We start from the raw sequence: 23,625 nt of genomic DNA, 5'->3' as shown, positions 1-23,625 counted from the left end.
CTTTAAATATCAGTGTCAATCTTGCGTTGAATACGCTTCTACCTGCAAGCGCTTTTTCAACTTCTATCGTCACGATGAAAGAAATTATTCACCATGCTCTGCATGTTCATCATGCTCATTACTTGAATCTTCTTCCTGGTGCCCTCCGTCATGATGACCTTCAGGTGGTGGAGAAAATTCCAAGTGTGTTCCGCTGAACGTCAAGCGCCCAAGATGACCTGGTAATAATAACTCTTCGAACTTTTCTTCTGAAAGAGGTTTAGCCGTCGTTTGCACGTCTTCTACCCACTTATCAAAATCTGCTGCCGACATGGCTTCCACGTCAAAGATATTTTCTGCGAAGCCTTTACCGCTAAAGTTTGAGTTTCTTCCCATGTATTCACCTGGAACATCAGCTCCCAAATGTAACGTGGTAATCATATCCGACATAGCGTACTTTTGTCCGCCAAGCTGTGGGATCCAAAAGCTTGTAATTGGCCCGTAAGAGTAAAGCCTAAATTCCAACGGTCGATCTGTCGGGATGTTCAAATAGTTCACTGTTTCGATATTTTCTTCTGGATAGCTAAAATGCCATTTCCAGTCAGAAGAAGATGCATAGATAACCAATGGCTTTTGATTCTCATAGCCTTTTGGTGTCGCCTCAACTTCATAAGTCGATTTAACCGTAATAATCGAAAGGAAGACGATGATCAGAACCGGAATCCCAACAATAATCCATTCAACAATCGGATTACCTTCTATATGTGGGGGTTCATAGTCCGCGCTTTGTTTCGAAGCACGATATTTAGATACGATGTATATCAACATACCGAATACAACAATGACAACGATCGCCATAGTCCCCATCGATATCCAAATGACATCGGCAATTGTTTTAGCTTGTGGCCCTTTTGGATCCAATACCATGACCGGTTCACAACCTGCTAATACGGCGAGAAGACCAATCGCCAAACTTAAAAAAGTCCATTTTATTCTCATGGAAGTACCCCTTTCTTTTGTTATATAACTTTGGAATCATTACGCAAAAGTATAGGTTTTGCTAAATCTCCTAACACAGGTTTCATCTTAATATAATAAAATCCCAAAAACAATTGTCCGAGATGAACTTCACAAATTGTTCACCACAATAACGGGCACCCACGTCACAAATCGTTCATAAAGCAGGCTTATTTTGGACATATATCATTTCATATCCACTTCTACATTTAATTAAAAAATAACGTATTATTAAATTTCAACAAGATGAATGATATCATTTTCATACTCGTACACACATTGCCGTATCTGAATGGAGGAACTCTTTCAACACGCCCTTTGTTTCTAATTGCGCACACAAAAAAACACCTTCTCTTATTAAGAAAAAGGTGTTTTTACATTATGAAAAAAGTATTTAGACGTTAAAATAACTTGGTGTTATCCTTTATTCGGTTGGGCTCTGTCCATTCTTTTGAATAAGTGAAATTTGCCCTGCATGCATCCCCGTATGATAGATCAGTCTCCCGATAGCCTCTACTGGTGTTGACGGACCCATAGGTGACTCCACACTTGTATGCCATTGTTCTTCAGTTAACGCATGCATTGCTTCGAGTAGGTGGTCGTTTGAAGCCACTAGCAGTTCAACGAGTTCTTCGTGGTTCGTAATAGATGGCTTCGCAATCCCCTCATCAGGCATCTTTTTGCCAAAAAACCATTCCGCAAACATATACTCCGCCTCTGCAGTATGATGCAGTAGAGAACCAATGGATGATTGACCTAGCTGTAATGCTAAATCTTGTGCTGGCAACGCTTTCGCCGTTTTAAGAAAACGTTGTCGAGTGGCATTCCAAATTGGTAACACTGTTGAATATGTCATTTCATAACCGCTCCTTCTATATATGTTGTATTAAAGATTCCTTTGAAATGCGCTCGACGCTAGGGAAGGATTGAACTACATCCTTCCTCGGGGATGCCTCTCGTGATAAGCCAGTTGGAAGATCACCGTCAGTCTTATCGCTTCGGCTCCCCCTGTTAGGCGCCTTTGCTGGAGATTGGATGAATATCATAAGTTCAACATATATATTTTACGCTTCAACAGTTTTCTTTTTATCCACCACAACGTGTGTAAAGACATTCGCGTCGATATCAAGGTCAAATGCCATACCAAAGCCAACTACGTAACGTCCTTGCAATGGGGTCAATTCGAAGAGTGAGAAGTCCAATCCACGTAAAACGTCCATCAATTTAGCGCCATAATTGGTATTGAACAGTTCAAAAACTTCCTCGTGTCCTTCATTACCGATATTCTCCGATGTACAGCTCCAACGTGCCCGTTCTGTTGCAAATGGGTTGTTCGTTGCTGATTCATCCGCAACTAGCAGCGCATCGACATAGTCACTGTTATCGATATATCCGTAGTGCTCAGCAATTTGGCTAATATAGATGTATAGCTTGCCATCTTTTTTAATAAACGGCGCACAGCTCGTAAATGGCTTGCCTTCTCCATCTACTACATTCAAAATCAAATTTTTACGACTCGCCACAAATTGTAAGTACTTCTCTTTGTTTTTTTCTAGGTCAATTACTTTTGTCATTGATGCATTCCTCCACTTTTTTAGTTGTCTATTTAAATCAATTTCATAAAATAACAGTGCCCTTAAAATCAAACTAGGTTGATTTCCGCTCCAGGCGGACGCTTTCCGCGGGCTTGGCTTCAGCCTCCTCGTCGCTTCGCTCCTGTGGGGTCTTCAGCTCAAGCTATTCCCGCTGGAGTCGCCGCCTTGCGCTCCAATCAACGAAAATGGAACGTAAATTTTAAGTATTATCGAACGGGTAGTCATACAATCGTTCGTCTTTTCAATTGAAATAGGCAATTATGAAATAGATTCATATGTGTTGCATTAAAAGGTCCATTAAAACTGCCTACGCTCAATCCTTTTGAATTCATCAATCAAAGTCTATCTAGCCGTACTCAACAAATGAATACGAGGTTTCCGTTCGGACGGTATGTATTGGATTTCTGCATCCATTCGATACACCTGTCGAATCATATCTGTTGTCATCACTTGGTTAGGCGTGCCATACATAGCCTTCTCACCTGCTTGAACGACAACAATATTGTCGCTATAGCGAGCAGCCTGATTGAGATCATGTAACACCATAATGACCGTCATGCCCATATCACGATTGAGTTCACGAACGAGCTCCAACACTTCATGCTGATGAGAAATATCCAGATACGTCGTCGGTTCATCTAGTAACAAAATGGTCGGTCGTTGTGCAAGCGCCATCGCAATCCAGGCACGCTGCGACTCTCCTCCTGATAACGAAGATACTGTTCGATCCTGGTATGCCGTCAAATGTGTTTTTTCAATCGCCCATTCGATGATTTCTCGATCTTCATCATTTAATTTCTCAAACCATTTTTTATGTGGATATCTGCCATAAGCAACCAAATCAAAAACGGTCATGTCGTTAGGGGCCTGGTTTTTCTGACTGAGCATGCACATTTTGCGCGCAACTTGCTTCGGGCTCATTGCTTTCAAATTGGTACCTTCCAATTCCACCGTACCCTCATAATAAGGAATATGCCGTGCCACAGCTTTCAATAATGTCGATTTCCCAGATCCATTCGGCCCAATGATAGAGACGATCTCACCTTGGTTTACGGTAAATGAGAAATTATTAATCACACTTTTCTGCTCATACCGAATTGACACGGAATCTACAGTAAACATACTAGAATGCACTCCTTCTCATCAGGTATAGAAAATAAGGTCCCCCTATGACAGCCATCAAGATACCCGCCGGAATTTCCAGTGGCGCAAACAATGTTCGCCCACCTGTATCCGCCAGCAATAATACAAGCGCACCAAGTGCCATACTCATTGGCAATAAATATTTATAGTTGGAACCGACTAACAATCTAGCCATATGTGGCACGACGAGGCCTACAAAGCCAATCATCCCAATAGCCGCCACGGAAATAGCTGCCAAGAAAACAGCTAATATCGATAGCAAGATACGAATTTTGGTAACATTCTCCCCAAGATTCGACGCCACCTGATCGCCCATTCGGATGACGTTGGCTTTACGTATTGCGAAGATCGATAAAATCCAACCAACAATCGCATACGGGAAAACCATCCACAAAGCATTATTGCCTTTGGCCGCCAAACTACCATTCAACCATTGAACGGCCGCCGGTAGACGATCGCTATACATAATCGACAAATAGCCAATACCGCCGCCACACAACGCGTTTACCGCAACACCGGATAAGATTATCGTAATTGGGGAAATGCCATTACGTTTCCATGCCAATGCATAGACAATCGTTGCCGCAAGAAGTCCACCAACAAAAGCCGCCAGTGGGATGAATTGCGTGTACTCTGGCATCGCTAGCATAATAATGAGCACGAAAAATGCTGCTCCACTCGTTACACCCGTTAAGCCTGGATCCGCAAGCGGGTTACCCATAACTGCTTGTAATAGTGCTCCCGAAATGGCGATATTCGCCCCAATAATCATCGCCAACAGCACACGTGGCAAACGAATATTCCATATAATCGTGTCATTCACCGTACTGGACGCTGAATTGAATAACGTTTGGAGGATATCCGGAACTGCTATGGTGACACTTCCTAATCCAATGGCAATCACTGCGGCAGCAATCGCCAGCACAAACGTGATAAGAACAATGGCCCCGCTTCGATTTTTCTTCATGTCATACTTGCCCCTCTGTTATTCATAAAAGTAATTTGAGATTTGTGTCAATGCTTGCTCTGCGTTTTTAATAGACGTCACACCAAAAACGTCATAGTCCAAGATGTGGACGTTATCGTTTTGATAAGCAGAGAGCTTCGTCCACGTATCATTACTTTCTACTTCTTTCTGGAACATATCTTCTGATGCGCCGTGATCCCCTGATGCCAATACAAGAATAATATCTGGATCCGCAACGACTACGTCTTCCATATTGATCGGCGAGTAAGTATCAGACACTTTCAGCACAGAAGTCGCAATATTATCTGCACCTAGCTTATTCACTAAGCTACCTAGATAAGAACCTTCACTCATAACCATGAAGGAATCTGCTGTACCAATCATCAACATGACGCTTGGCAGTTCCTTGCCTTTTGCTTGTTCGATTAATTCATTTTCCTTGTTCAATAATGAACTTAGAACTGTATTCATTTCATCCGTTTTATTGAAATAAGTGCCTAATGCTTTAAAGCTCAGTTTTAAATCCTCAAATGAATCTGTTGGTAAATAAGCTGTTTGTAGATCGAAGCCTTCTAAGTTTTTGTCCAATGTGCTACGAAGTGACTCTGCCCCAAGAACCAAATCAGGTGCAAGATTCGTTACCACTTCAAGATCAGGCTGCATAGGTGAACCAATTCGATCAATCGCATCAAATTCTGCTGGAATCGGGTTTGTTGAAGTAGGTACACCAACTGGCGTAACCCCAAGCAAATGTAGCATCTCCGTTAATGGTACAGATGTTGTGATGACACGTTCAGGTACTTCTGTAGGGAACTGACTGATTGCCTCAGTAAGTGCTGTTTTATCTATACCATCATTCTCTAAGCTATATTGATCAGAAGCTTTTTCAGCTGACTCAGTTGTATCACCTTCTGGTTTTGATTCTTTCTCTTTTGAATCAGCCGTGCAGGCCGTTAGCAAAGCAAGAACTGCCATTAATAACATCAAGTAAAACTTTCTCAAATTGTACCCCTCCGTATATGTCTGTTTGATATCATTATCAAACTAGTAATTGATAATGATTTTCAATCTCGTTGATAATGATAACGGTTATCATTATCATTTGTCAATCTATTTTCAAATTATTCTAGAACAATACATAATTAAAAGGAGCTGTCACAGAAAGTCGGTTTTCACTGACTTTCTGGACAGCCCCCATATCACCTATATGTCTTTTACAATTAATTGTAGTAAACAAAATTGGCGAACCTCCCTTTCCAAATCGATGATGTAGTGAAGAGAGATTCGCCAGAGATGAGAATGATTGCATATTTCACATCACAATTACCTTCTTACTCCGTTCCCGGATTAGGTATTTCAACAGGCTCTCCCCATTGCAAAAATGTATTACTTGTTGTTTCTGATATCCCGGCTACTGAAGCTGTAGCAATATAATATGCCCCTAAATAATTACTTGTAAGCCATAAATGGATATCCGTTAATACGACTCCATCCATCTGTATCGTCTCTTCCGGCACTAAATGCCATGCAGTATCAACGAAAGCTTCTTCATCAGGTACTGCTCCTTGTTCCACAACACGCCATGTTTTTGAACCTCTGAAATTTCCACTAATCATTTCCGGATTGCCAAATATTCTAGTTAACTTGATTGTGTTCGATGCAATGACCTCATCTACGTCTAGTGGATTATCCTTTTCTTCAATCCATCCACTACCCGGAAGTTTCATCCAACCATAATTTCCTTTAAGAATGACTGCAGTGTCCTCTGTTTCAACATGCATTGAGAAATCTGGTGTCCAATTGAAATCGACTTTCGAAGTTGCAGTAGATGTTTGTACTTTATGGGAACCACTACCAGCTGCTATCATCGCATCTCTCATACATGCGGCTAGTTTTTTCCCTTCAATCGTCCTACCTATTTCAAACACAATTCCTTCACAAGATTGGGGTGTATCTAAAGTGATCTCCTCGACTTCCTCTTCTTCTTTTGCGACTTCATTTTCTTTTTCGTTCCCCTGTGTATCTACTTCATGGCTGCCCTTATCGCTCCCTCCTTCATCACTTTGATTACTTGGTGATGTTGACTGACATGAAGCTAATAACAGCGACAGTAAAACAACAACTATGATTTTTTTCAATACACCTATCCTCCTTTCATTTGCTTCTTTAATATATATAATGAAAAAACCATAAAGAAGGCTTCAGCCGCCAAAATTGTGTCTTTGGCGGCTTTTATTCAGGTTAGAAACCAGCTATTCTTTTGTTCCAAAAAGCTTTGGCACTTCGTATATCTATGCTATTGGAGTGCGACAGATGAATGACCAACACACGATTATCGATAATCATATAGGAGTCATTCCATCCAAAGCGTTCCGCAGGGGGTTGCCCCCTCACCAAAAGTAAAATAAGTTAAAAGCCCACCGTGATAGCAGTGGGCTTAAGTAGAATTATAGTTATTTCTCAATGAGTGCTAGCTGTTCTTCTATCTGCTGTAAAATGATTGCCGTATCTGCATACCCATAATAAGCCACATAGATTATGCCTTTTCCTTTAGCCGCGAATATATCTTTGGATCCTTCTTCCTCATGAATAAACAGGCTATCGAACACATCGCTTTCCAACTCCATAGCTTCTCCTTCATAGATATATCTCCGTACCAAATCAGCCAATAGTTTTTCACTCAGCGAAGGGAAATTCAATCGATAGACTTCTGTACGAAGGCCCGGTGAATATGTTCCGCTTAAATCTCTCCATAATTGTCCTGGAACAATACCACTCTCATCCGATTCATACTGTAGTGGCGCAAGGGGGCTCCAGTTAAAGCTGTATTGATTCAACATATCTAGTTCATTTCTCACAAAATGTTCTTCTCTCACTAAGTCAGGATTTTGCTCAATGTCAGCGAGACGAACGATGGGTAAGTCGCTACTTTCTATTGGTAACGTGTGTGATTTCCCAAGTGCGATTTGTACCCATTGCATCGGGATACTTACACAAAACAATAGGATGAAAAAACCATGCACAGCAAGAATAAGTCTCCTCTTTTTTCTCCATGGAGCATGATGATTAATCGGGATACCTTCCATCAACTTTTTTCGTAATGCATGAATGGAGAGATTGACTAGTAATGCTCCAAACATAGCAGTGATAAGAAAAAGAATAGATACTGCTGACATAAAATCACCCGTAACAAATCTAAGCGTAGGTGTCTTATCTATAAACCAAAGGGAGATCATTAAAGCTAGGCTAAGTGTACCAATAATACTAGCGAAAATTGTATTCCTTTTCATTCTTCTAGCCAAGTTTTCCAACGTATAGGCCTGCTCCGCTGGATCCGAATGTAACTCTGGCGCTCGTAATTCCATTAGTGACGAAAAAACATTGAACTCACCTAGCTTCGTAACATGATACCAGCCCGCTTCTTGAAACATTTCCTTATCCGCTGCTGACATCTTTTTATTCGAAGATGTATCGATTCTATATTGAGTATCCTCTGGTTCTCCTCGTTCAAAATGAACAAACAACGCCCCAAATGTCTTCAAATGCCAGCCTTCCTTCGCCATATCCGAAAACCAGCTTTCATGCTCCCCAAGACTCCAATTATCGACCATTATTTTCCGCTTAATCTTACGCATCCCTATCACCTTCTTTCAAAAGTACTCCGTCTTCTATCATCGCCACCAAACGATGATATTCCTGACGTAGCGCCTGCTCTCCATCCGCTGTAATCGCGTACGTTTTTCTTCGCCCATCATTGTCTGCTAACACAATTAGCCCTTCCTTTTGCATGCGGGCAAGGACCCCATAAAGCGTGCCAGGTCCCATTTTTACTCTGCCACTCGATACTTCTGTTATAGCCTGCATCAGCTGATAGCCATGGCTCGGATTCATCAGGGTTAGTAAAACATAATACATGGCCTCTGTCATTGGCCCGCCAGCCTGCTTCATTTTTAGGCACCTCCATTATTACGCGTCACGATATACCGTATAACATAATAGTGGAGGTCTTTGAAGGATTTGTAAATGTCTGAATAAAACAAAAAGCAATCCATTCCAAAAGGGTGTTTGGAATGGACTGCTTTTCTTTAACTCTTTAGGCACCAAGCATTTAGACCTCAACGATCCCGGTTCACAATATAACTCAAGATGTGCTTTAAAAAAGTGGTATTACGTGGCACTTCTTGCAAGGCTTCCATTGCACAACAATAATGGTCCCACATCGCTTTTCTGGCTCCATCAACACCTAAGATTGACACAAATGTCGTACTGTTATTCTCAGCATCTTTTCCGACAGTTTTCCCGAGTATTATCGAATCGCCTTCAACATCTAGCAGATCATCCTTAATCTGAAACGCGATACCGGCATGACGAGCGAATGTTTTCAACGCCTCCATTTCCACTTCATTTGCATGGGCGAGAATTGCAGGCATGAGGAGTGACGCTTCGAATGCAATGCCAGTTTTATAAAAGCACATCATATTCAATTGCTCCAGGGTTAACGGCTTCCCTTTGGCATTTAAGTCCATCGCCTGTCCCCTACACATATCCCCAGTTACCTGGGAAGAATAGCGAATCAAGGTAAGCACCGTTTTCGGGTCGTACTGGTCAAGGGATGTTTGTTCTTCAATCGCTTTTTGGGTGAGGAAAAGTCCAGTTAATTCTGCTACGGCAATGTTATACACCTCATGCAATGTTGGACGCCCTCTACGAGTGGACGCATTGTCCTGGGATGGTAGATCGTCGAAGATTAGGGATGCTGTATGCATATACTCCAATGATTTCAGAAGTGGCGCGATAGTTGACTTATTTAATCCATATTCGTTAACGCCCATAACCCAAGTCATGATGGGTCTCAAACGCTTGCCATCACTTTCTAAACTATAATTTGCAGCATCAATGATTGGCTCGCGCATCAAAGGAACATCCCCTATAGTAGGGATCGTTAACAAGCTGTTAATCTCTTTGCGTACGGTTTCAATCGTATCTAAAAATTCTTCCTGCTCTTTTCGTTCATTGTTCAGATTCGTAATCATATGATCCCGAAGCAGTTTATCAAAAAAATCTACATTATCCGCTTTATGAACCATTTTTTGAACAATATCGCCGAACTTTGAATTTCCAGGAGCAAGTAATCGCATCACTTCGTTGTATTTTTTAGTGCCCATTCGCTTTTTGAATCGTTTCAGCCCGTTGATTGCCCGATCGAGAATGACCTCACGAGTCTTGCTATCAGAGTGATACACGTTATGGATCAAATTGAAGATGACCGTCCAGTACAATTCAAATGGATTGATGAGATCCAAACGCTGATCATGATAGGTCATATAATAGGTATAGGGGGTTACTCTCCCTTCCTCCATGTCATCAAACATATCAGCAAAATCATCGGCTAGTTGGTTGTAAATTCCATATAAAAACGTTCGGTTATCGAAGCCTTCATCCTCTGGAGCACTCATTACTGAACGTGTAATCAATCGGGAATAGGAAGATTTTAAAATGATAGGGATATAAAGCTCTTCGTTGGTGTAATTCGCATTAGACAGATCCTTTACTCGATCTACTTCCTGAGAATTAAAAAACACATAGGATTGCTCGAAAAACTTTTTTCTTGTCTCTGGTCGCTGACAGCCCTTGATATACTCAAAAGCTTCTCGGAGTTCCGAATGAATATAGACAATCAGATTCGTGTTTTTCCCAGTCCACTCTCCCAATTCCGGTACAGATCCCGAGATAAGTGTGGTACGAATTAAATCGGCAAATCGCTTTTTCTCTTTTTCAGATAAAACATTAGCATCTAGCAGATCATCTATGAATGGATAAGTCAACCCATAGCCATACCCTAGCCTAATCGCTTCATCGAGTTTCTTGGAACGTTCTTCAGGAGTTACATCGGCATCCATCTCTTCATTCACATGTATGATGACCCCAGCCATAATTTTGATAAGTTTTCGCCGGGCTTCCGCAGCATCCATCCCCTTCGGAATATTGGAAGATACGGTCTTTAATTTGTCCATCACCCAGATAACTGTAGACTCCACGCCTTCTTTTTGGGCCAGCCGGTACAACCAAGCCATACTAAACGTCTCGATTTTGTCCCCACCATCTGATGCATTGGAATGAGTCAGGTGATTTTTCAAACTATCCACCACACGCCGAACCCTAGTCTGTGTGTCAGGTGAGTCCAAGGCTTTGCCTAGATCACGCATGTAAATATAGGAAATGCTTCGATCCAGGTAATTATCTAGTTTCCCTGTATAATTCAGCCATTGGATATAATTGTGATACCCTTTGGAATCAGCTTTTCCCTTTCCACGCGAAAAAAAGGAGAAAAATGAGTTGGGATGAATGTGGTTCTGTTTCCAGGATTGTATATCTTTTATCAGGGGCGGGACGTAAGTCTGTTGCACAAGCTGTTCAGAAAGTGATGCAAAATAATGAGCAGACTTCTGCTCAGCCAACCGATAGCATGCATCAGCATTTTTTACTAATTCCTCATTCATACTCATTTATACCGTTGCTAAAAAACGTATAAAAATCTATAAGCCTTGTTTGCTCCCTACTTTTGCCGAAGCTACTTGCAAATGCTGTGACACTCCACGGCCGAAAATGGTGAATATGATTCGTGTGGATGTGGGCTAATCGTCTATAGGTGCTGTATCTGCTTTTCGATTTTTATAATGTTGCTTGTTTTAGCGCAACGGTCTACCTCCCTATTCATCTCATATTTACGGGAAACACTTCTTTGCAACCTACGAAGGCGTTTCTCCATTTTGCGTACTTCTTTTGTTTTATTAATGATTTTGAGGTTGTTGCCGTTTGAACAGATCGCTAAAGGATGTAATGCCTAAATCAATTCCAACAACTTTATCAGAAGTGCTATACACTTTGTACGAAAAAACATGCGTACTATCAGTGGGCTCTCAGCTATTTTTATATACTGTTCAAGCGCCTCTTCTAATTGTCCCCATATATATGTATGACATATCATTCAAGCCTATGTTAATCATCTATACACTGTCCCAAGCTTTTTTAAATTAAATTTATAATAACATCTTCATCACCAGAGTATGCTACCCTAGCACTTTCTTGTTTGAGGTAAAACCAATATACTTCGTAAAAACCTTCATTTGTAAAACTATTCCTACATGAGATAATGACAGTACCTTTCTAAAGCATTCGGAGGATGAATATGACAACTATCGAAAATCAGTTTATGAACGAGCATTTTAACAATCTGCCTTTAAGGCCACCTCTATTTTATTCTTGGGAGTATGGTATCCGTTTTGAAATTTCCATGCCTGCGGAAAAACATGAAGATACCCACAACCTTCAGCAAATTAATGAAAGAAGCTCGGGAATATTCAATCACGTTTTTCAAGATACGGATGAATTACTGCTGATTACAGACATCCATTGTGACAAGAAGGATACTTTTTTGCGCAAGAAACCTGTAAAGGTCTATCAGAAATATGTGAGGAACAAAAGGTTAATAAATAAACTCCAACATCGAAAGTTTCCGAACGTATTCTCAGAGGACGATGCTGATTACGAAAAGATGCTCACTCATCGCTTTGTTCTGTCATGCAAAAAAAGCGACATCAGATACCATCAGCTTTTATCAGCAATCAGTTACGAGGATTTTCCACATCCAACAAGGATTTTGAAACAAAATTATCAAGCTGGATATGATATCTACTTTATCAATGTGACGAGGAAAATGATTTATCATTTTTATGACGACCGGGGGTGTGATGTCATTGCAGCTGATAAAGAAGATTTACGCCACCTTTATACAACTTGTAATGACTGGATCTTAGACTATGACCGTGATCAGATTGACCAATTATTCCAGCCGATTTCATAAAAGCAAAATAAGCAATAGAGTTTATGCTTCTGTATGCATACTTCATAACCATTACATGCAATGACGTCGGACAGCTTATAGATGACAAATCAAAAGTGGCCGAAGGAAAACCAATTAGTTTTCCTTCGGCCACTTTTTTACTTCTGAATTGCACACCAACATTAAGCAAGAAGTTGTTGCATTTTATCTGTTACCTTGGATTCGATTTGTTGTAATTGCTTTGCGCCAAGTTTATTGAAAGGTTGTGGATTGAACCAATTGATGGTCCCTTCATGATAAAGTCCTTGAAAGTCGTTCCCTTGAACGTTTACCGAGAATGAAAACCGTTCATTGATTTGATTTTGAAATAACGCTTTCTTAATTTGAATTGTATTTACCATAATAATAACCTCCATTTTTTTGACGAAATGTTTGCTTGTCGTTCTGTATTTATAGAATAACGTTTGTATATTAAAGCAACATGAGAGGAAAATGAGAGTTTGATGAGAATTCGAAAAAGGTACCTGATCCCAAAACAATTCAACGTTGTTTTAGTATCAGGTACCTTTTCTTGCTTATCTATTTTGATTTGCTTCGCAACATTTTAACAGTTCTAGAACCCTAAGCATATATGCCAGGCACTTTACTTAAACAACAGTCCGTTGATGAGCATCATTTTAGTGCCCAGCAACTAATAGCAATTTTATTTCTTGAATTTGTTCGGTGTGCCGCTGTTCATGCAAATAGATCTGTTCAACCCATTGATCAAGAGGTAATTCACCTAAAGCAGGATGCCTCACCGATCTTTCCGTCAATATAGATTTGTCTTCTATAGAACTAAGAAGGGTCATCAATTTCGTCCTCGAGTCATTTAACAAATCCATTATTTGCTTAACCTCAAATGGTTCTACATCGGGTTCAACGATTTTTGGGGCTTTAATCTTTTTCGTTCTATCCAATAAGATAAGTTGAACATTTTTACGTTCTTTTTGAGTATTATCAATCTCTCTTAAGCCCCATGCAATCGCCTTTACCGATGACTCTTCCACTAATACTAAATGGTGACAGACCTGTGCTATACTCCACACATCCATAGCAGGCTTACAATTAAATTGAGCGTTACTTAATAAAGTAATCTCCTTTACAAGGTTCGTTCTCGTTTCGTCCAGCTTGTCATTTACAAACTCATTCATGAGATTTCTCCCTTCACCAGAAAGTACATACGTAGATTCCTATTCTGTATATATTCTCTACGATGAAAAGTATTCCTCCGGTACCTTTGAATTTTCTACTGTTTAATCTCCACTTGTCTACAGGGTACACTTCCACTTCCATTTGGAAAACACGAATGAACAACCGTTGTGTTTGTTTCTTGCACAGGAGTTTTCAAAATGTATCTTGAACGTGAATACGTTATCCACATTTTTCTTCCCCACCAAGACGCCCCCCTCGGATACGTATCTTGTAAAGATATAAGTATGTTGATCTTAGTCTTTTAAAGATTATTAAAAATAACGGTTCGGATTCCGCAAATTGTCATTGGCAGCTGTTGTATCAAGGGTTTCCTGCTTCTCCCCCACTGGCTAAAACCGACTGGCTATTATCAGTTTTTTCTTCCACTTTATGAATAGCAACGTTCACCTTGTTGATTGATAAAGAAAAATGTTGGTTGCTCATCAAAGTGCATATACGTATCACTAAAAAGTGCTTTGTCGATGAGTTCCCGCAAAACGCCCATATAATAGCCAGGCATATTGCGGATTGCTTTTCGCTTCGTAGCTTGTACAGAAATATGAAGTGCTTGAATCGCCAAGTCTTCAAAAAGCGCTCCTTCCTCAGCGTAAATAGGTAGTTTCAGCATTCGGCCTGATTGTTGACGATACACGCCGTATATCTTACGTGCTAACGAATCTTCACCTATGGTTGAGGAAAGGATGGATTTCATACGGCCAAAAAGTGTTGTAGGTACTTGCTCATGATTGTCTACAACTGATTCCGTAGAGATTGGTTCTGGACTAGGCACCTCTGGTCGCACATTGACGATAGTCGGTGTTTCAACTGGGTCCGGCGCAATCACTTTCGGTTTTTCTTGAAAAGGTTTAACGGCATAAATATTGGCGCCCAGTCCGCTCATCACAGGGCGAATAAATCGAACACGTTCAATGATGTCGAGCTGTTCTAACTTACGAAGGATACGGCGAACTGTCCCATTCGACTTCCCCACTGCTTTTTCAATGGTTTCGTGCTTTAAGTGTGCAGCACCATGTTTAACGGAATAGCGACGGATTATATCAAGTACAACCCGGTCAGTTTTGTTCAGTTCATTCAAATTAGCCGAAACGTGTTGCATCACGGCTTCATCCATATTGTGCTTGTTTGTGAAATGTGCGTAGTCAGCAAGGTAGGTTGTCATAAAAAATACCCCTTTTCTCTTTAGATAGAAGAAAACGAGGCAAAGGGATACACTTTAGGAAAATTATTTTTTTATTATATGATGCTTCTTTTGTAAAAACGGTTCGATATACATTCATAGTTGTTTAGAACCAGGTAGATTTTTGCTTATGAAATGCATAGGTATCAGTTTATACCTGACCCTGCATCGTTGAATAACATAGAGTAAGTTCGCATTTTCGTAAAACACAAAGGAGGTTTTGGTTTTGTCGCGGAGAAAAAATGGGAGGTTTCGTTTTTGTGTCTTACCAGGCTATAACTGGTGTGGACCTGGTTGTAATGGACCCGGCCCCCCTATCAATGATGTCGATGCCGCCTGCAAAGCACACGATATTTGCTATTTCAAGGGAAGAAGGGCCTGTGATTGTGACCGTGAATTTCTTGACCGTTTACGTCCCCTAATAGATCCATGTACGAAAGAGGGAAGGCACGCTCGTTTCCTGTATAACTATATAAGATTACAGACACGTATGACTTGTGGATTTTTTAGAGATCGTCATTAATGAAATCAACTTCCACTAGTGCAAGCATTTCAGTAATCAAAGGTGCCAGCGCCTAAAAACGATAGGGGTCCCCAATAGTTATCTTCCTTTCTTATCATTGGTGAAAGGTATCCGGAAATGCTGACGTTCTAAATCTCCAATAACATCATAAAATGAATGGATTCCGATTTTCATTCAAAAATTAAAGGAGATTAGAATATGTATGCTATTCATTATTATGAAAACAAAACTTATGTATTAAATCGGGCGTGTAGAACAGTCCCTTCTATCAATGATATTGTGAAAATCAAAGGACGTACCGGAAAAGTGATTAGTGTACTGATGATAAGAGAAAACGTGTATCATGCTTTCGTAGAGTTTGAACCAGTTGTAGATAAAAGCAAAACGGCTGCGAAAGATTTCGGTAAAAAGAAAAAAAGATGATGTGATAGTTTCTGACAGTCGACAGGTGTACGTCAATTCTAACCGCATAGTCCATATCACAAAAACACTGATTATTATCTCAGTGTTTTCTTATTTTAGTAGTCAGCAATCGATGCTTACTGTTCAGATGAATCACCGAAGTTTGATACTGTAATGCCTCATTGATTTTGGTATTCCTTTTAACTCAAGTGCTCCGCTGTATACTAAATGTCGAATCCGATATTCTAAAAAGAAAAAGTTTATATGCGTATCCATTCGTGAAAATATTTCTCCAATCACGCTTCCCGTGTTGATAAAATCTTTCGTTCCTTGCTCATGATGTAGCTGTTCGATTGTTTTGAGGATGAATGGATCATAATGATGTTCTGGCATCCCTTTAATTTCATCATCAATCCACAAACGTAAGACCTCTTTCGTTCGGGACAGTTTTTCCCATTCCCTATAAAATTGCACAAGGTCCGTATCGGATAATGGTTGGTATTCTTGATTGTGCTCAGAAAACATTCTCAAACTAGTTGAATCCATTTGACTCGTATGAAAAATAGCTTGATCTTCTACAGGAGCATTAGATCTTTCATAAAGTTCAGTGGAGTTCACCAAAAAAATCTCATTTGGCTTGTCACGCAATAAATAGAGAAAAAATCGGAGACCGGTTTGTTCATCAGCATTATGCCCATACCAAATAAAAATCGGAACATGCGCCGCTATATCCTCCATCTCACGCAGTGTATTGGTGATTTTATGGTCATATTCAAAGTCATCGTGCTCATCATTTATATTTTCAAATAGCCATTCTTTGCGATAGCTTTGACCTAATTGTTCATCTAACTTCCACAATGGTCCAATCGAAAAGGAGTCTGGAAATCCAATGACCGTCTTTGGTTGTTCAAGTCCTACCCGTAAAGAACCTGCTGCAGATTCTGAAGTAACAATATGAACTGCACCGTCTTGATGCCCCAGTCCCTTTGCATGTCGGATTAGTTGAATATGTTTATTGATTTCTTCCACTAACTCACTCATACCATCCTGATTTACAAAGTAGCTTCTTCCTTCAATCGGCTGTCTTTCCTTATGATTAAACGCTTCAAAATCAGCGCTATGATCGATTTCAAATGTCTCCCAGTTGCCACCTTCACTCCAATCAGATATCGTTACATACTTTTCTGTTTCAATGCGATACACAAAAACGACATTGGGTTCCATCAAAAAATAGATATATGGATAATTGACTTTCGTTTTCATTAGGCTCAGCTCCTTTTTTATTAATTAAAAAGGCGTCTCCACTACTTGTAGAAACACCTCCTATGTCGAATAAAATATTTCTATTTTACAGCATTCCGCAGATTCACTACATTATTTGGATTAACCGCCCATTTATCCATAAGTTCTTTTTGCCTATTCTTTAGGTCTTCATATGGCTGTTCAATCATTTCTACTACATTAAATCTTGCATCAAAGACCTTAGAATCCTTTATTTTTCTATACCCACCAAATCCTAAGTCGTCATTTAGAAGCCAAACTACCCTTTTGATATTTGCAAATAAAATTCCACCTGTGCACATTGGACAAGGCTCCAACGTTGTGTATATCGTGAACTTTTCTCTTTTTATTTTCGCGTCAAAAATGGCTTGCCCCGCATTTCTTATTGCATCAATTTCCGCGTGTGCAGTTGCATCTTGTGCTGGATGCACCCTATTTCGTCCTCTTGAAATGATGTTATCGTTTTCATCAACAATGACTGCCCCTACAGGGTATGTATTTTCCTTTAATGCTTGCTCTGCTTCTTCCAACGCCATTTCTAAAAAAGTTCTATCTTTATCGATACTCATTATTTTTCCCCTCCCTCAAATATTCGATGTGATTATTATTCTTATTTGACCATACTGCCCTTTAATTTAATAAGAAAAAGAACAATTTTATCGGCTCAATGATCTTCAAGTAAAGCACCCGCTCGTATTAATAACAAGGACGCTTACTATTCACTATGCTTTCTTAATAAATTTAACTAAATATTTCGCGGATAAATAAGACAGTGGAATAACACCGAAAATCAAGATAAAGATACTGATAGAATCGCTAATACCTGTGCCATACACATATCGGTTCCATACATACGCAAGTATTTTATAATACTGAACAAAAAATAGTATTACTAATACTAAAAAGCCAATCTCTTTCATTGCTAACTTCGTTGTATCAACCTTTTTATTATTATTCGAATATTCTTCTTCCACAACTGAACTTACCTCCTTTTAAATTCAAATAATTTCTACTCACTTATCAATCTGACCCGATTGTTGAAAACAAGTTAAACACCACTCTTCAACTAACCTGCACCTTTAGTTTAATAAGAAAAAGAGCCGTTTTATCAGCACAATGAGCATCAAGTAAGCACCAGTTAGTTGAACTATAGAATATAAATTCAATAAATTTTCAAACCATCAATCTTGTCACATATATCTTTAGCTCTTTTAGACCTAAGGAACTCATCTATACACCAAAACAGAATTGAAGATAAAAGAGCGGTAATAAAAACTAAGCTATTTAAAATCCTATCCGTGTTTAAGATTAAAACAAACGAAGCGGCAAGGAATAAATGAATGAATAATGCCGTACTTCCTATAAGCAATCCACTTAGTTTTTTTTGACGAAATCAGAGAGAATAGATGATGGTACTCCATAAATCAAAAGAACCGGTATTAGATACACACCTATTGCGATGACAACGCCAGACTGTACTAATAGAAAATAAATTAACACGACTAAAACACCAGCAATTAATCCCGAAAAAAGTTTCCTAATAAGCAAGTAGCTCCCCCTAATCAATTTATCGTTTAATTTCAAAAGGTGAGTCGTTCATAATCGCCTCCTTTTTATTTCATTCATATGGCGCAAAATGCTTTAATTTATCTTTTGAAAGAATCGTGGCATCAATTGAATGATATTCGAACTGTCCTATATGTTCTTTATCGTGAGCAAAATAAGTATACACAACTTGTGGTTCATCTGAAAAAATGACATTAACCCAGCACTTCGGAAGCCCTGCAAAATGCCATTTGGCTTCAATTGACTGTATGTCTTCCTTACCGTAAGACATTTCTTCTGTCAGGAAGTGTTCAACTCTATTTTCGTACACGCGTTTTTTTATTTGTACCCCGCAAAATGGAGCAAGTATCAAAATGACCAACCCAATGATAAGAATTTTTTTCATAGAATCCGCCCTTTGGTTAACAAATCGATTATCGAGACACTCTTTCTTTTTAAAGTTATCCAAAATACAGCTGTTCTCGATAGTTGAAAAGCGTTATAATCAAGCATTTATTTCTTCTCCCACTTATGCATATATAAATTTGAAAGTTTCACTTCTATAATGGGGTCTTTTTCAATATCAATATCTACCTCTTTATCGTGCGGATTCAAATAATAGCCAAATGAATCTCCATCCCTATAATTTAATCCAGATGAACCAGAAGGGTATATTTTATACGAATCCCCTTGATATGTTGCTGTTGCGTTTACATGATTAATAAGTGTAAAACCATTTTCGGTTCGTGCGTGTTCATTGCCAGATACTACTGTTGCACCTCTTACACGATAAGTTCCACTCGACCTAAAGTTAACTTCGTAATCTGAATTACCGCTGACATATACTTTTTCTACGTAAATTTGGTTCTCCCCATCATCATAAAGCACCTTTCCCTCATTGCTATCCAAATCACTCAAATCAATCTTGGCGGAATATTCCCCGTCAACGGGATATGCTTGCAATCGATAACCTTCCACATCCTCGGCAATAACACTAAGCCCTTTGATCTGCAGATTCAGCCACCCACTCATCCAGAGTATACATACCACTATTCCCACACCTATTAGTAGCACTTTACGTACATATGCTTTTCTCATTAACCCATCCCCTTACTCAGAGTTCACCGAATCAGCAGAAGTCCGCCACTTCTAGAAATGGCGGACTTCTGCTGAGTTAATTTAAAAAGGGCCCTTTTGATGATCATTCCGCCCCACTTGCCGTAGGGAATCAGCTACCCTTGAATTCCGATTCAATGATTTTTCTTGTGCTTTTAAACTATATTTACCCCCAGTTAAAAAATCTACAATATAGCAACCTGCAAGCAAAGTGACAATTGCCCCCCAGAAAATCCACATCCCCAAATCCATTAGATTCCCTCCCCTTTTCTTTATAAACGTATCTTTCTGCTAAAAAGTTACATTTACTTTACGTTTGAAGTAAATATTAAGTAAAAGAAGACTCTTTCCTCAGGTTCCGTCTATAAAAATATCGCCATATAAAAAAAACGATCCAAGACAGTAAAGGTAAGACAATTCGAAAATATTGATAGCGATTTTCAGCAGAAATCATCATAAATTCCGCTATCATAGTAGGTATCATAATCATCAACCACATTCTAACTTCCTTGTTTTTTAAACTTAGTTCAAAACGGTCACTCATATCCCCACTCCTTCAGTCGAAGCAATAATAATGAATTTAAAGGATTACACCTGAAAAATTCCCTTTTAATACTTCTTTTCCATTCTGATTTCCACATAAAAAGGATGCCGTAATAGCTGTTCTACTGTTTTCTTGTCTTTCGTATTTTTCAATTTTCACTTCACACATTATGGTGTCTCCCGTAAACACCGGTCTAACAAACTCGAAATTCATCGTACGAGCCAGTACATTATGATCGCCACCTACCTTTGTTGGTAAAGTTGCCGTTAATAATCCTTGAACAACAAGTCTTCCCTGTTCATCTGGTGTCAAATGATGAATCCCTTCATCACCCGAAATTTCCGTAAATAATTCAAGGTCCCTTACTGTAAAAGTCCGTTCAAACGGTATGATGTCCCCTACTTTTAATGTCATATAAATCTCCCCCTGCATCCACTTCTTACTTGTTTTAGTTATGCGAGAAAATAGTGAGGTTTCCAATCTCTCGGCTTCATGTTCTTATTCAGCCATTCCTCATTTGATGCTTGGTATGAGGTAGCTGCGATTAGACGATTATTATGCCAGCTTGCTGCACCAGAACGAATCATTTCATCCAGCAGGATTTGAATAAATTCTTCCGGTTGGACCAGGAAAGAGTAGCGTGCAAAATCCTGGAACCAGCCGCACTGCAACAGGTAGTGGTCCATTTCTTCTTTTGCCAATCCATTTTTAATGATTAATGTGAATGAAAAGATCCGCTTACACGCATGCCATGAAACTTTTTCTGGCGACGTAAGCCACTTTTCAAACCGATTCCTTGCCGCATTAATGGCAGCTAAAGGATTTTCGATTTGGGGTCCATGTCCCGAATAGGCACGCCCAATTGGAAGCTTTGACAGCCGATCCAAGCTTTCCAAAGATCGCTGGATGGAGGCAACCCCCTCACGGAAGTTATTTATCCACCCGATATCGTTTCTATGAAAGAGATCTCCGCAAATTAATACTTCTTCTTCAGGTTCATATAAAGAAATATGCCCTAGCGTATGTCCTGGTGTGTGTAGGACTTTCAAGGTTCTACTTCCCGTATGAATCTCATCGTTATCCGAGAGTTTTCGATCGACTCGATAAGGTTCTACAGGTTGATCTAACCATTCTGCACTACAGGCTTCGGGGTCGCATGCGTTTATTAAATCGGCATCCCATTTATGAGCAGCAATCTGAGTACCATACTGTTTTTGAAGATAAAAATTGCCTCCTACATGATCACTATGATAGTGCGTGTTCACAATCAGCTGTAATTCTTCTGGTGAGACGCCTGCTTCTTTTATGAACCGTTCTGTCTCTTTTACTTCGCTCCCAAAACCAGTATCAATGAGCATCGGGAACTGATCTTTTATAAGAATCATGTTTGCACTTGGAAATTTTCTTTCTAAGAAAATAATACTAGATTTCTGCACGGCGATTCCCCCTTATATTCCTTGACTAAACCATTATGACTGAGTGTTCACCTCATTATTATACAACATTTCAGACTATTTATAATGGAATCCTTACACACCAAGGGCTTGCTGCGCTTCTGGCTTCAGGTAGAGTGTTTTTATTTTGCATGATACATATAATAAGCGTGAATCGAGGATTTTCATGAATCGAAAGATGGTGAATAAAATCGTAGAGAAAAAGAAAGTATTGATTGCGAGTCCGGTATATCAAAAGCCAGAAGTATTAGGCGAATTTTTGTATTCCTTGGAACAACTTCAGCAAGAGAATATCGCATTCGCTTTTCATTTTATAGATGATAATACAAACACGAAATCCAGCGGACTTCTTCAAAAATTTCAAGAGAGAAACCAATCCGTAAACATTGAAAAGTCAACGTATCAGGATGATTATGTGCGAGATCGTACCACCCATTATTGGAATGAACATCTCGTTTGGAAGGTGGCGGGTTTTAAAAACTCGATCATTCAGGCGGCAATCGAACAAGATGTGGACTATCTATTTTTGGTTGACTCGGATCTTTTACTCTATCCGCAGACCATTCCCCATCTCGTTCAGCAGGAGAAAGATATTATTTCCGAAGTTTTTTGGACTAGATGGCAACCAACTGCACTTGAGCAACCGCAAGTATGGCTCTATGACGAGTATACCCAGTATCAAAAGCATCGGGGAGAACTCTTATCTGATGAGCAAATAACCGTTCGCTTCCATGAATTCCTCACTAAATTGAGGGTACCTGGTGTTTATGAAGTTGGGGGGCTTGGCGCATGTACGCTTCTATCACGGAATGCGCTTCAGAAAGGGGTTAATTTTGAACTGATTCCTAATCTGACATTTTGGGGGGAAGACCGGCATTTTTGTATACGTGCAGCCGCCCTTGGTTTGGCGCTACACGTGGATACCCACTATCCCGCTTACCATATTTATCGTGACGAGGATAAGGTGGGAATCCCTGCGTTTTTTAGTAAAACACGTGATACAGAAAAAATAGCTCCTGAAAATGTATATGTCGTTAAACCGAAACTCACTTTATCGATGATTGTAAAAAATGAAGGACAGCGATACCTCAAAGAAGTACTCAGCAAGCATCTCCCCGCTATTGATGAAGCTGTAATTATCGATGACGGCAGTACAGACAATACGATAGAAATTTGCGAAGAACTATTAAAGGGGATCCCATTCACAATCATAAGAAATGACGTTTCGAAATTTTCCAACGAAGTCGACCTGCGCAAGCAGCAGTGGGAGGAAACGATAAAGACTGAACCGGATTGGATTTTAAATCTGGATGCCGACGAAATCTTTGAGGACAGATTTGTCCAAGATATACAACAGCTACTGCTACAAGAAGACTACGATCTTTATTCATTTAGACTGTATGATTTTTGGGATGCTACCCATTATCGCGAGGACGGCTATTGGAACGCCCACTCGTTCTATCGCCCTTTTCTGTTAAGGTATCGGAAAGATTTCACGTATACTTGGAAAGAAACACCCCAACATTGCGGGAGGTTTCCTAATAATATATTTCAATTGCCCAATAGTCTTTCTAACTTGAGGGTTAAGCATTATGGATGGGCAACGCAGGAAACTCGGACGGAAAAGTATAAACGATATATGACCCTCGATCCGCAAGGGCAGTACGGGGTGAAGGAACAATATGATTCCATATTGGATGAAAACCCTAATCTAGTTCAGTGGGAAGAGTAAGAAACTTGTTTATAAATCTCCTCGTCTTTTAGAATACCTGGTACGGATGCAAC

General features: G+C 39.7%; 26 protein-coding genes and 1 pseudogene. 4 read left to right on the top strand and 23 right to left on the bottom strand.

Annotated features, from left to right (window positions below):
* Window positions 1-84: 84 nt before the first annotated feature.
* The 11 genes and pseudogenes from qoxA to ACIQ0H_RS19720 form a co-directional block, all read right to left on the bottom strand.
* Window positions 85-978, bottom strand: coding sequence for a cytochrome aa3 quinol oxidase subunit II (qoxA, locus tag ACIQ0H_RS19770; protein ID WP_403418703.1), 894 nt, complete (start codon window positions 976-978; stop codon window positions 85-87).
* Between the two features lie 442 nt (window positions 979-1,420).
* Window positions 1,421-1,852: a DinB family protein gene (locus ACIQ0H_RS19765; protein ID WP_403418700.1), complete on the bottom strand. Its 432-nt coding sequence runs from the start codon at window positions 1,850-1,852 to the stop codon at window positions 1,421-1,423.
* A 208-nt stretch (window positions 1,853-2,060) separates the two neighbouring features.
* Window positions 2,061-2,570, bottom strand: a complete 510-nt coding sequence (locus tag ACIQ0H_RS19760; protein WP_403418697.1) for a heme iron utilization protein — start codon at window positions 2,568-2,570, stop codon at window positions 2,061-2,063.
* 363 nt (window positions 2,571-2,933) lie between these two features.
* Window positions 2,934-3,713 carry an ABC transporter ATP-binding protein gene (locus tag ACIQ0H_RS19755; protein WP_403418694.1) on the bottom strand — a complete coding sequence of 260 codons (780 nt, stop codon included), beginning with the start codon at window positions 3,711-3,713 and terminating at the stop codon, window positions 2,934-2,936.
* A gap of 1 nt (window position 3,714) precedes the next feature.
* Window positions 3,715-4,701 carry a FecCD family ABC transporter permease gene (locus ACIQ0H_RS19750; RefSeq protein ID WP_403418691.1) on the bottom strand — a complete coding sequence of 329 codons (987 nt, stop codon included), beginning with the start codon at window positions 4,699-4,701 and terminating at the stop codon, window positions 3,715-3,717.
* 18 nt (window positions 4,702-4,719) lie between these two features.
* A complete protein-coding gene (locus ACIQ0H_RS19745; RefSeq protein ID WP_403418689.1) occupies window positions 4,720-5,703 on the bottom strand; it encodes an ABC transporter substrate-binding protein in 984 nt (327 codons plus the stop codon).
* A 329-nt stretch (window positions 5,704-6,032) separates the two neighbouring features.
* A complete protein-coding gene (locus ACIQ0H_RS19740) occupies window positions 6,033-6,839 on the bottom strand; it encodes a hypothetical protein (RefSeq protein WP_403418686.1) in 807 nt (268 codons plus the stop codon).
* Window positions 6,840-7,154: 315 nt separating this feature from the next.
* Complete coding sequence (locus ACIQ0H_RS19735; RefSeq protein ID WP_403418683.1) at window positions 7,155-8,336, bottom strand: DUF2812 domain-containing protein; 1,182 nt, start codon at window positions 8,334-8,336, stop codon at window positions 7,155-7,157.
* Entirely contained in the window at window positions 8,329-8,649 is a 321-nt protein-coding gene (locus tag ACIQ0H_RS19730) for a PadR family transcriptional regulator (protein WP_403418681.1), read from the bottom strand. The genes ACIQ0H_RS19735 and ACIQ0H_RS19730 overlap by 8 nt, the downstream gene beginning before the upstream one ends.
* A gap of 167 nt (window positions 8,650-8,816) precedes the next feature.
* Window positions 8,817-11,201, bottom strand: coding sequence for a polyprenyl synthetase family protein (locus ACIQ0H_RS19725; RefSeq protein WP_403418678.1), 2,385 nt, complete (start codon window positions 11,199-11,201; stop codon window positions 8,817-8,819).
* A gap of 109 nt (window positions 11,202-11,310) precedes the next feature.
* Window positions 11,311-11,561 (bottom strand): annotated as a pseudogene (locus ACIQ0H_RS19720) (transposase); the annotation flags it as partial.
* Window positions 11,562-11,890: 329 nt separating this feature from the next.
* On the opposite strand from ACIQ0H_RS19720, the gene ACIQ0H_RS19715 reads away from it, so the two are divergent.
* Window positions 11,891-12,565 carry a DUF3885 domain-containing protein gene (locus ACIQ0H_RS19715; RefSeq protein ID WP_403418675.1) on the top strand — a complete coding sequence of 225 codons (675 nt, stop codon included), beginning with the start codon at window positions 11,891-11,893 and terminating at the stop codon, window positions 12,563-12,565.
* A gap of 161 nt (window positions 12,566-12,726) precedes the next feature.
* On the opposite strand, the gene ACIQ0H_RS19710 is transcribed toward ACIQ0H_RS19715, so the two are convergent.
* The 3 genes from ACIQ0H_RS19710 to ACIQ0H_RS19700 form a co-directional block, all read right to left on the bottom strand.
* The gene (locus ACIQ0H_RS19710) at window positions 12,727-12,945 is read right to left on the bottom strand and encodes a hypothetical protein (protein ID WP_403418672.1); all 219 of its coding nucleotides are present in this window, start codon (window positions 12,943-12,945) and stop codon (window positions 12,727-12,729) included.
* A gap of 276 nt (window positions 12,946-13,221) precedes the next feature.
* Entirely contained in the window at window positions 13,222-13,737 is a 516-nt protein-coding gene (locus tag ACIQ0H_RS19705) for a DinB family protein (protein ID WP_403418669.1), read from the bottom strand.
* Window positions 13,738-14,165: 428 nt separating this feature from the next.
* Entirely contained in the window at window positions 14,166-14,957 is a 792-nt protein-coding gene (locus tag ACIQ0H_RS19700) for a helix-turn-helix domain-containing protein (RefSeq protein ID WP_403418666.1), read from the bottom strand.
* Window positions 14,958-15,195: 238 nt separating this feature from the next.
* Between ACIQ0H_RS19700 and ACIQ0H_RS19695 the strand changes: the two genes are divergently transcribed.
* Together ACIQ0H_RS19695 and ACIQ0H_RS19690 are read left to right on the top strand one after the other, a co-directional pair.
* Entirely contained in the window at window positions 15,196-15,498 is a 303-nt protein-coding gene (locus ACIQ0H_RS19695) for a phospholipase (protein WP_403418664.1), read from the top strand.
* Between the two features lie 198 nt (window positions 15,499-15,696).
* The gene (locus tag ACIQ0H_RS19690) at window positions 15,697-15,921 is read left to right on the top strand and encodes a hypothetical protein (protein WP_403418661.1); all 225 of its coding nucleotides are present in this window, start codon (window positions 15,697-15,699) and stop codon (window positions 15,919-15,921) included.
* A 132-nt stretch (window positions 15,922-16,053) separates the two neighbouring features.
* Here ACIQ0H_RS19690 and ACIQ0H_RS19685 read toward each other — a convergent pair whose 3' ends face one another.
* The 9 genes from ACIQ0H_RS19685 to ACIQ0H_RS19645 all read right to left on the bottom strand — a co-directional run bounded on the left by ACIQ0H_RS19685 (window position 16,054) and on the right by ACIQ0H_RS19645 (window position 21,822).
* Window positions 16,054-17,163 (bottom strand): DUF1835 domain-containing protein, encoded by a 1,110-nt coding sequence (locus ACIQ0H_RS19685; protein WP_403418660.1) that lies wholly within the window; start codon window positions 17,161-17,163, stop codon window positions 16,054-16,056.
* Between the two features lie 80 nt (window positions 17,164-17,243).
* Window positions 17,244-17,750, bottom strand: coding sequence for a nucleoside deaminase (locus ACIQ0H_RS19680; RefSeq protein WP_403418657.1), 507 nt, complete (start codon window positions 17,748-17,750; stop codon window positions 17,244-17,246).
* Window positions 17,751-17,903: 153 nt separating this feature from the next.
* Window positions 17,904-18,155 carry a hypothetical protein gene (locus tag ACIQ0H_RS19675; RefSeq protein WP_403418655.1) on the bottom strand — a complete coding sequence of 84 codons (252 nt, stop codon included), beginning with the start codon at window positions 18,153-18,155 and terminating at the stop codon, window positions 17,904-17,906.
* Window positions 18,156-18,555: 400 nt separating this feature from the next.
* The gene (locus ACIQ0H_RS19670; protein ID WP_403418652.1) at window positions 18,556-18,729 is read right to left on the bottom strand and encodes a hypothetical protein; all 174 of its coding nucleotides are present in this window, start codon (window positions 18,727-18,729) and stop codon (window positions 18,556-18,558) included.
* A gap of 70 nt (window positions 18,730-18,799) precedes the next feature.
* Window positions 18,800-19,195 carry a DUF3139 domain-containing protein gene (locus tag ACIQ0H_RS19665; RefSeq protein ID WP_403418649.1) on the bottom strand — a complete coding sequence of 132 codons (396 nt, stop codon included), beginning with the start codon at window positions 19,193-19,195 and terminating at the stop codon, window positions 18,800-18,802.
* A gap of 44 nt (window positions 19,196-19,239) precedes the next feature.
* Window positions 19,240-19,824, bottom strand: coding sequence for a hypothetical protein (locus ACIQ0H_RS19660; protein ID WP_403418646.1), 585 nt, complete (start codon window positions 19,822-19,824; stop codon window positions 19,240-19,242).
* A gap of 81 nt (window positions 19,825-19,905) precedes the next feature.
* Complete coding sequence (locus ACIQ0H_RS19655) at window positions 19,906-20,094, bottom strand: hypothetical protein (protein ID WP_403418643.1); 189 nt, start codon at window positions 20,092-20,094, stop codon at window positions 19,906-19,908.
* 328 nt (window positions 20,095-20,422) lie between these two features.
* On the bottom strand, window positions 20,423-20,800 hold the full coding sequence (locus ACIQ0H_RS19650; protein ID WP_403418640.1) for an FAS1-like dehydratase domain-containing protein: 378 nt from the start codon (window positions 20,798-20,800) through the stop codon (window positions 20,423-20,425).
* Window positions 20,801-20,838: 38 nt separating this feature from the next.
* Complete coding sequence (locus tag ACIQ0H_RS19645; protein ID WP_403418638.1) at window positions 20,839-21,822, bottom strand: MBL fold metallo-hydrolase; 984 nt, start codon at window positions 21,820-21,822, stop codon at window positions 20,839-20,841.
* A 199-nt stretch (window positions 21,823-22,021) separates the two neighbouring features.
* On the opposite strand from ACIQ0H_RS19645, the gene ACIQ0H_RS19640 reads away from it, so the two are divergent.
* On the top strand, window positions 22,022-23,572 hold the full coding sequence (locus ACIQ0H_RS19640; protein WP_403418636.1) for a glycosyltransferase: 1,551 nt from the start codon (window positions 22,022-22,024) through the stop codon (window positions 23,570-23,572).
* Window positions 23,573-23,625 lie beyond the last annotated feature (53 nt).

It is taken from the genome of Sporosarcina sp. NPDC096371 (assembly GCF_044762865.1).
Classification (GTDB): domain Bacteria; phylum Bacillota; class Bacilli; order Bacillales_A; family Planococcaceae; genus Sporosarcina.
This window is presented reverse-complemented; position numbering and strand designations above follow the sequence as displayed.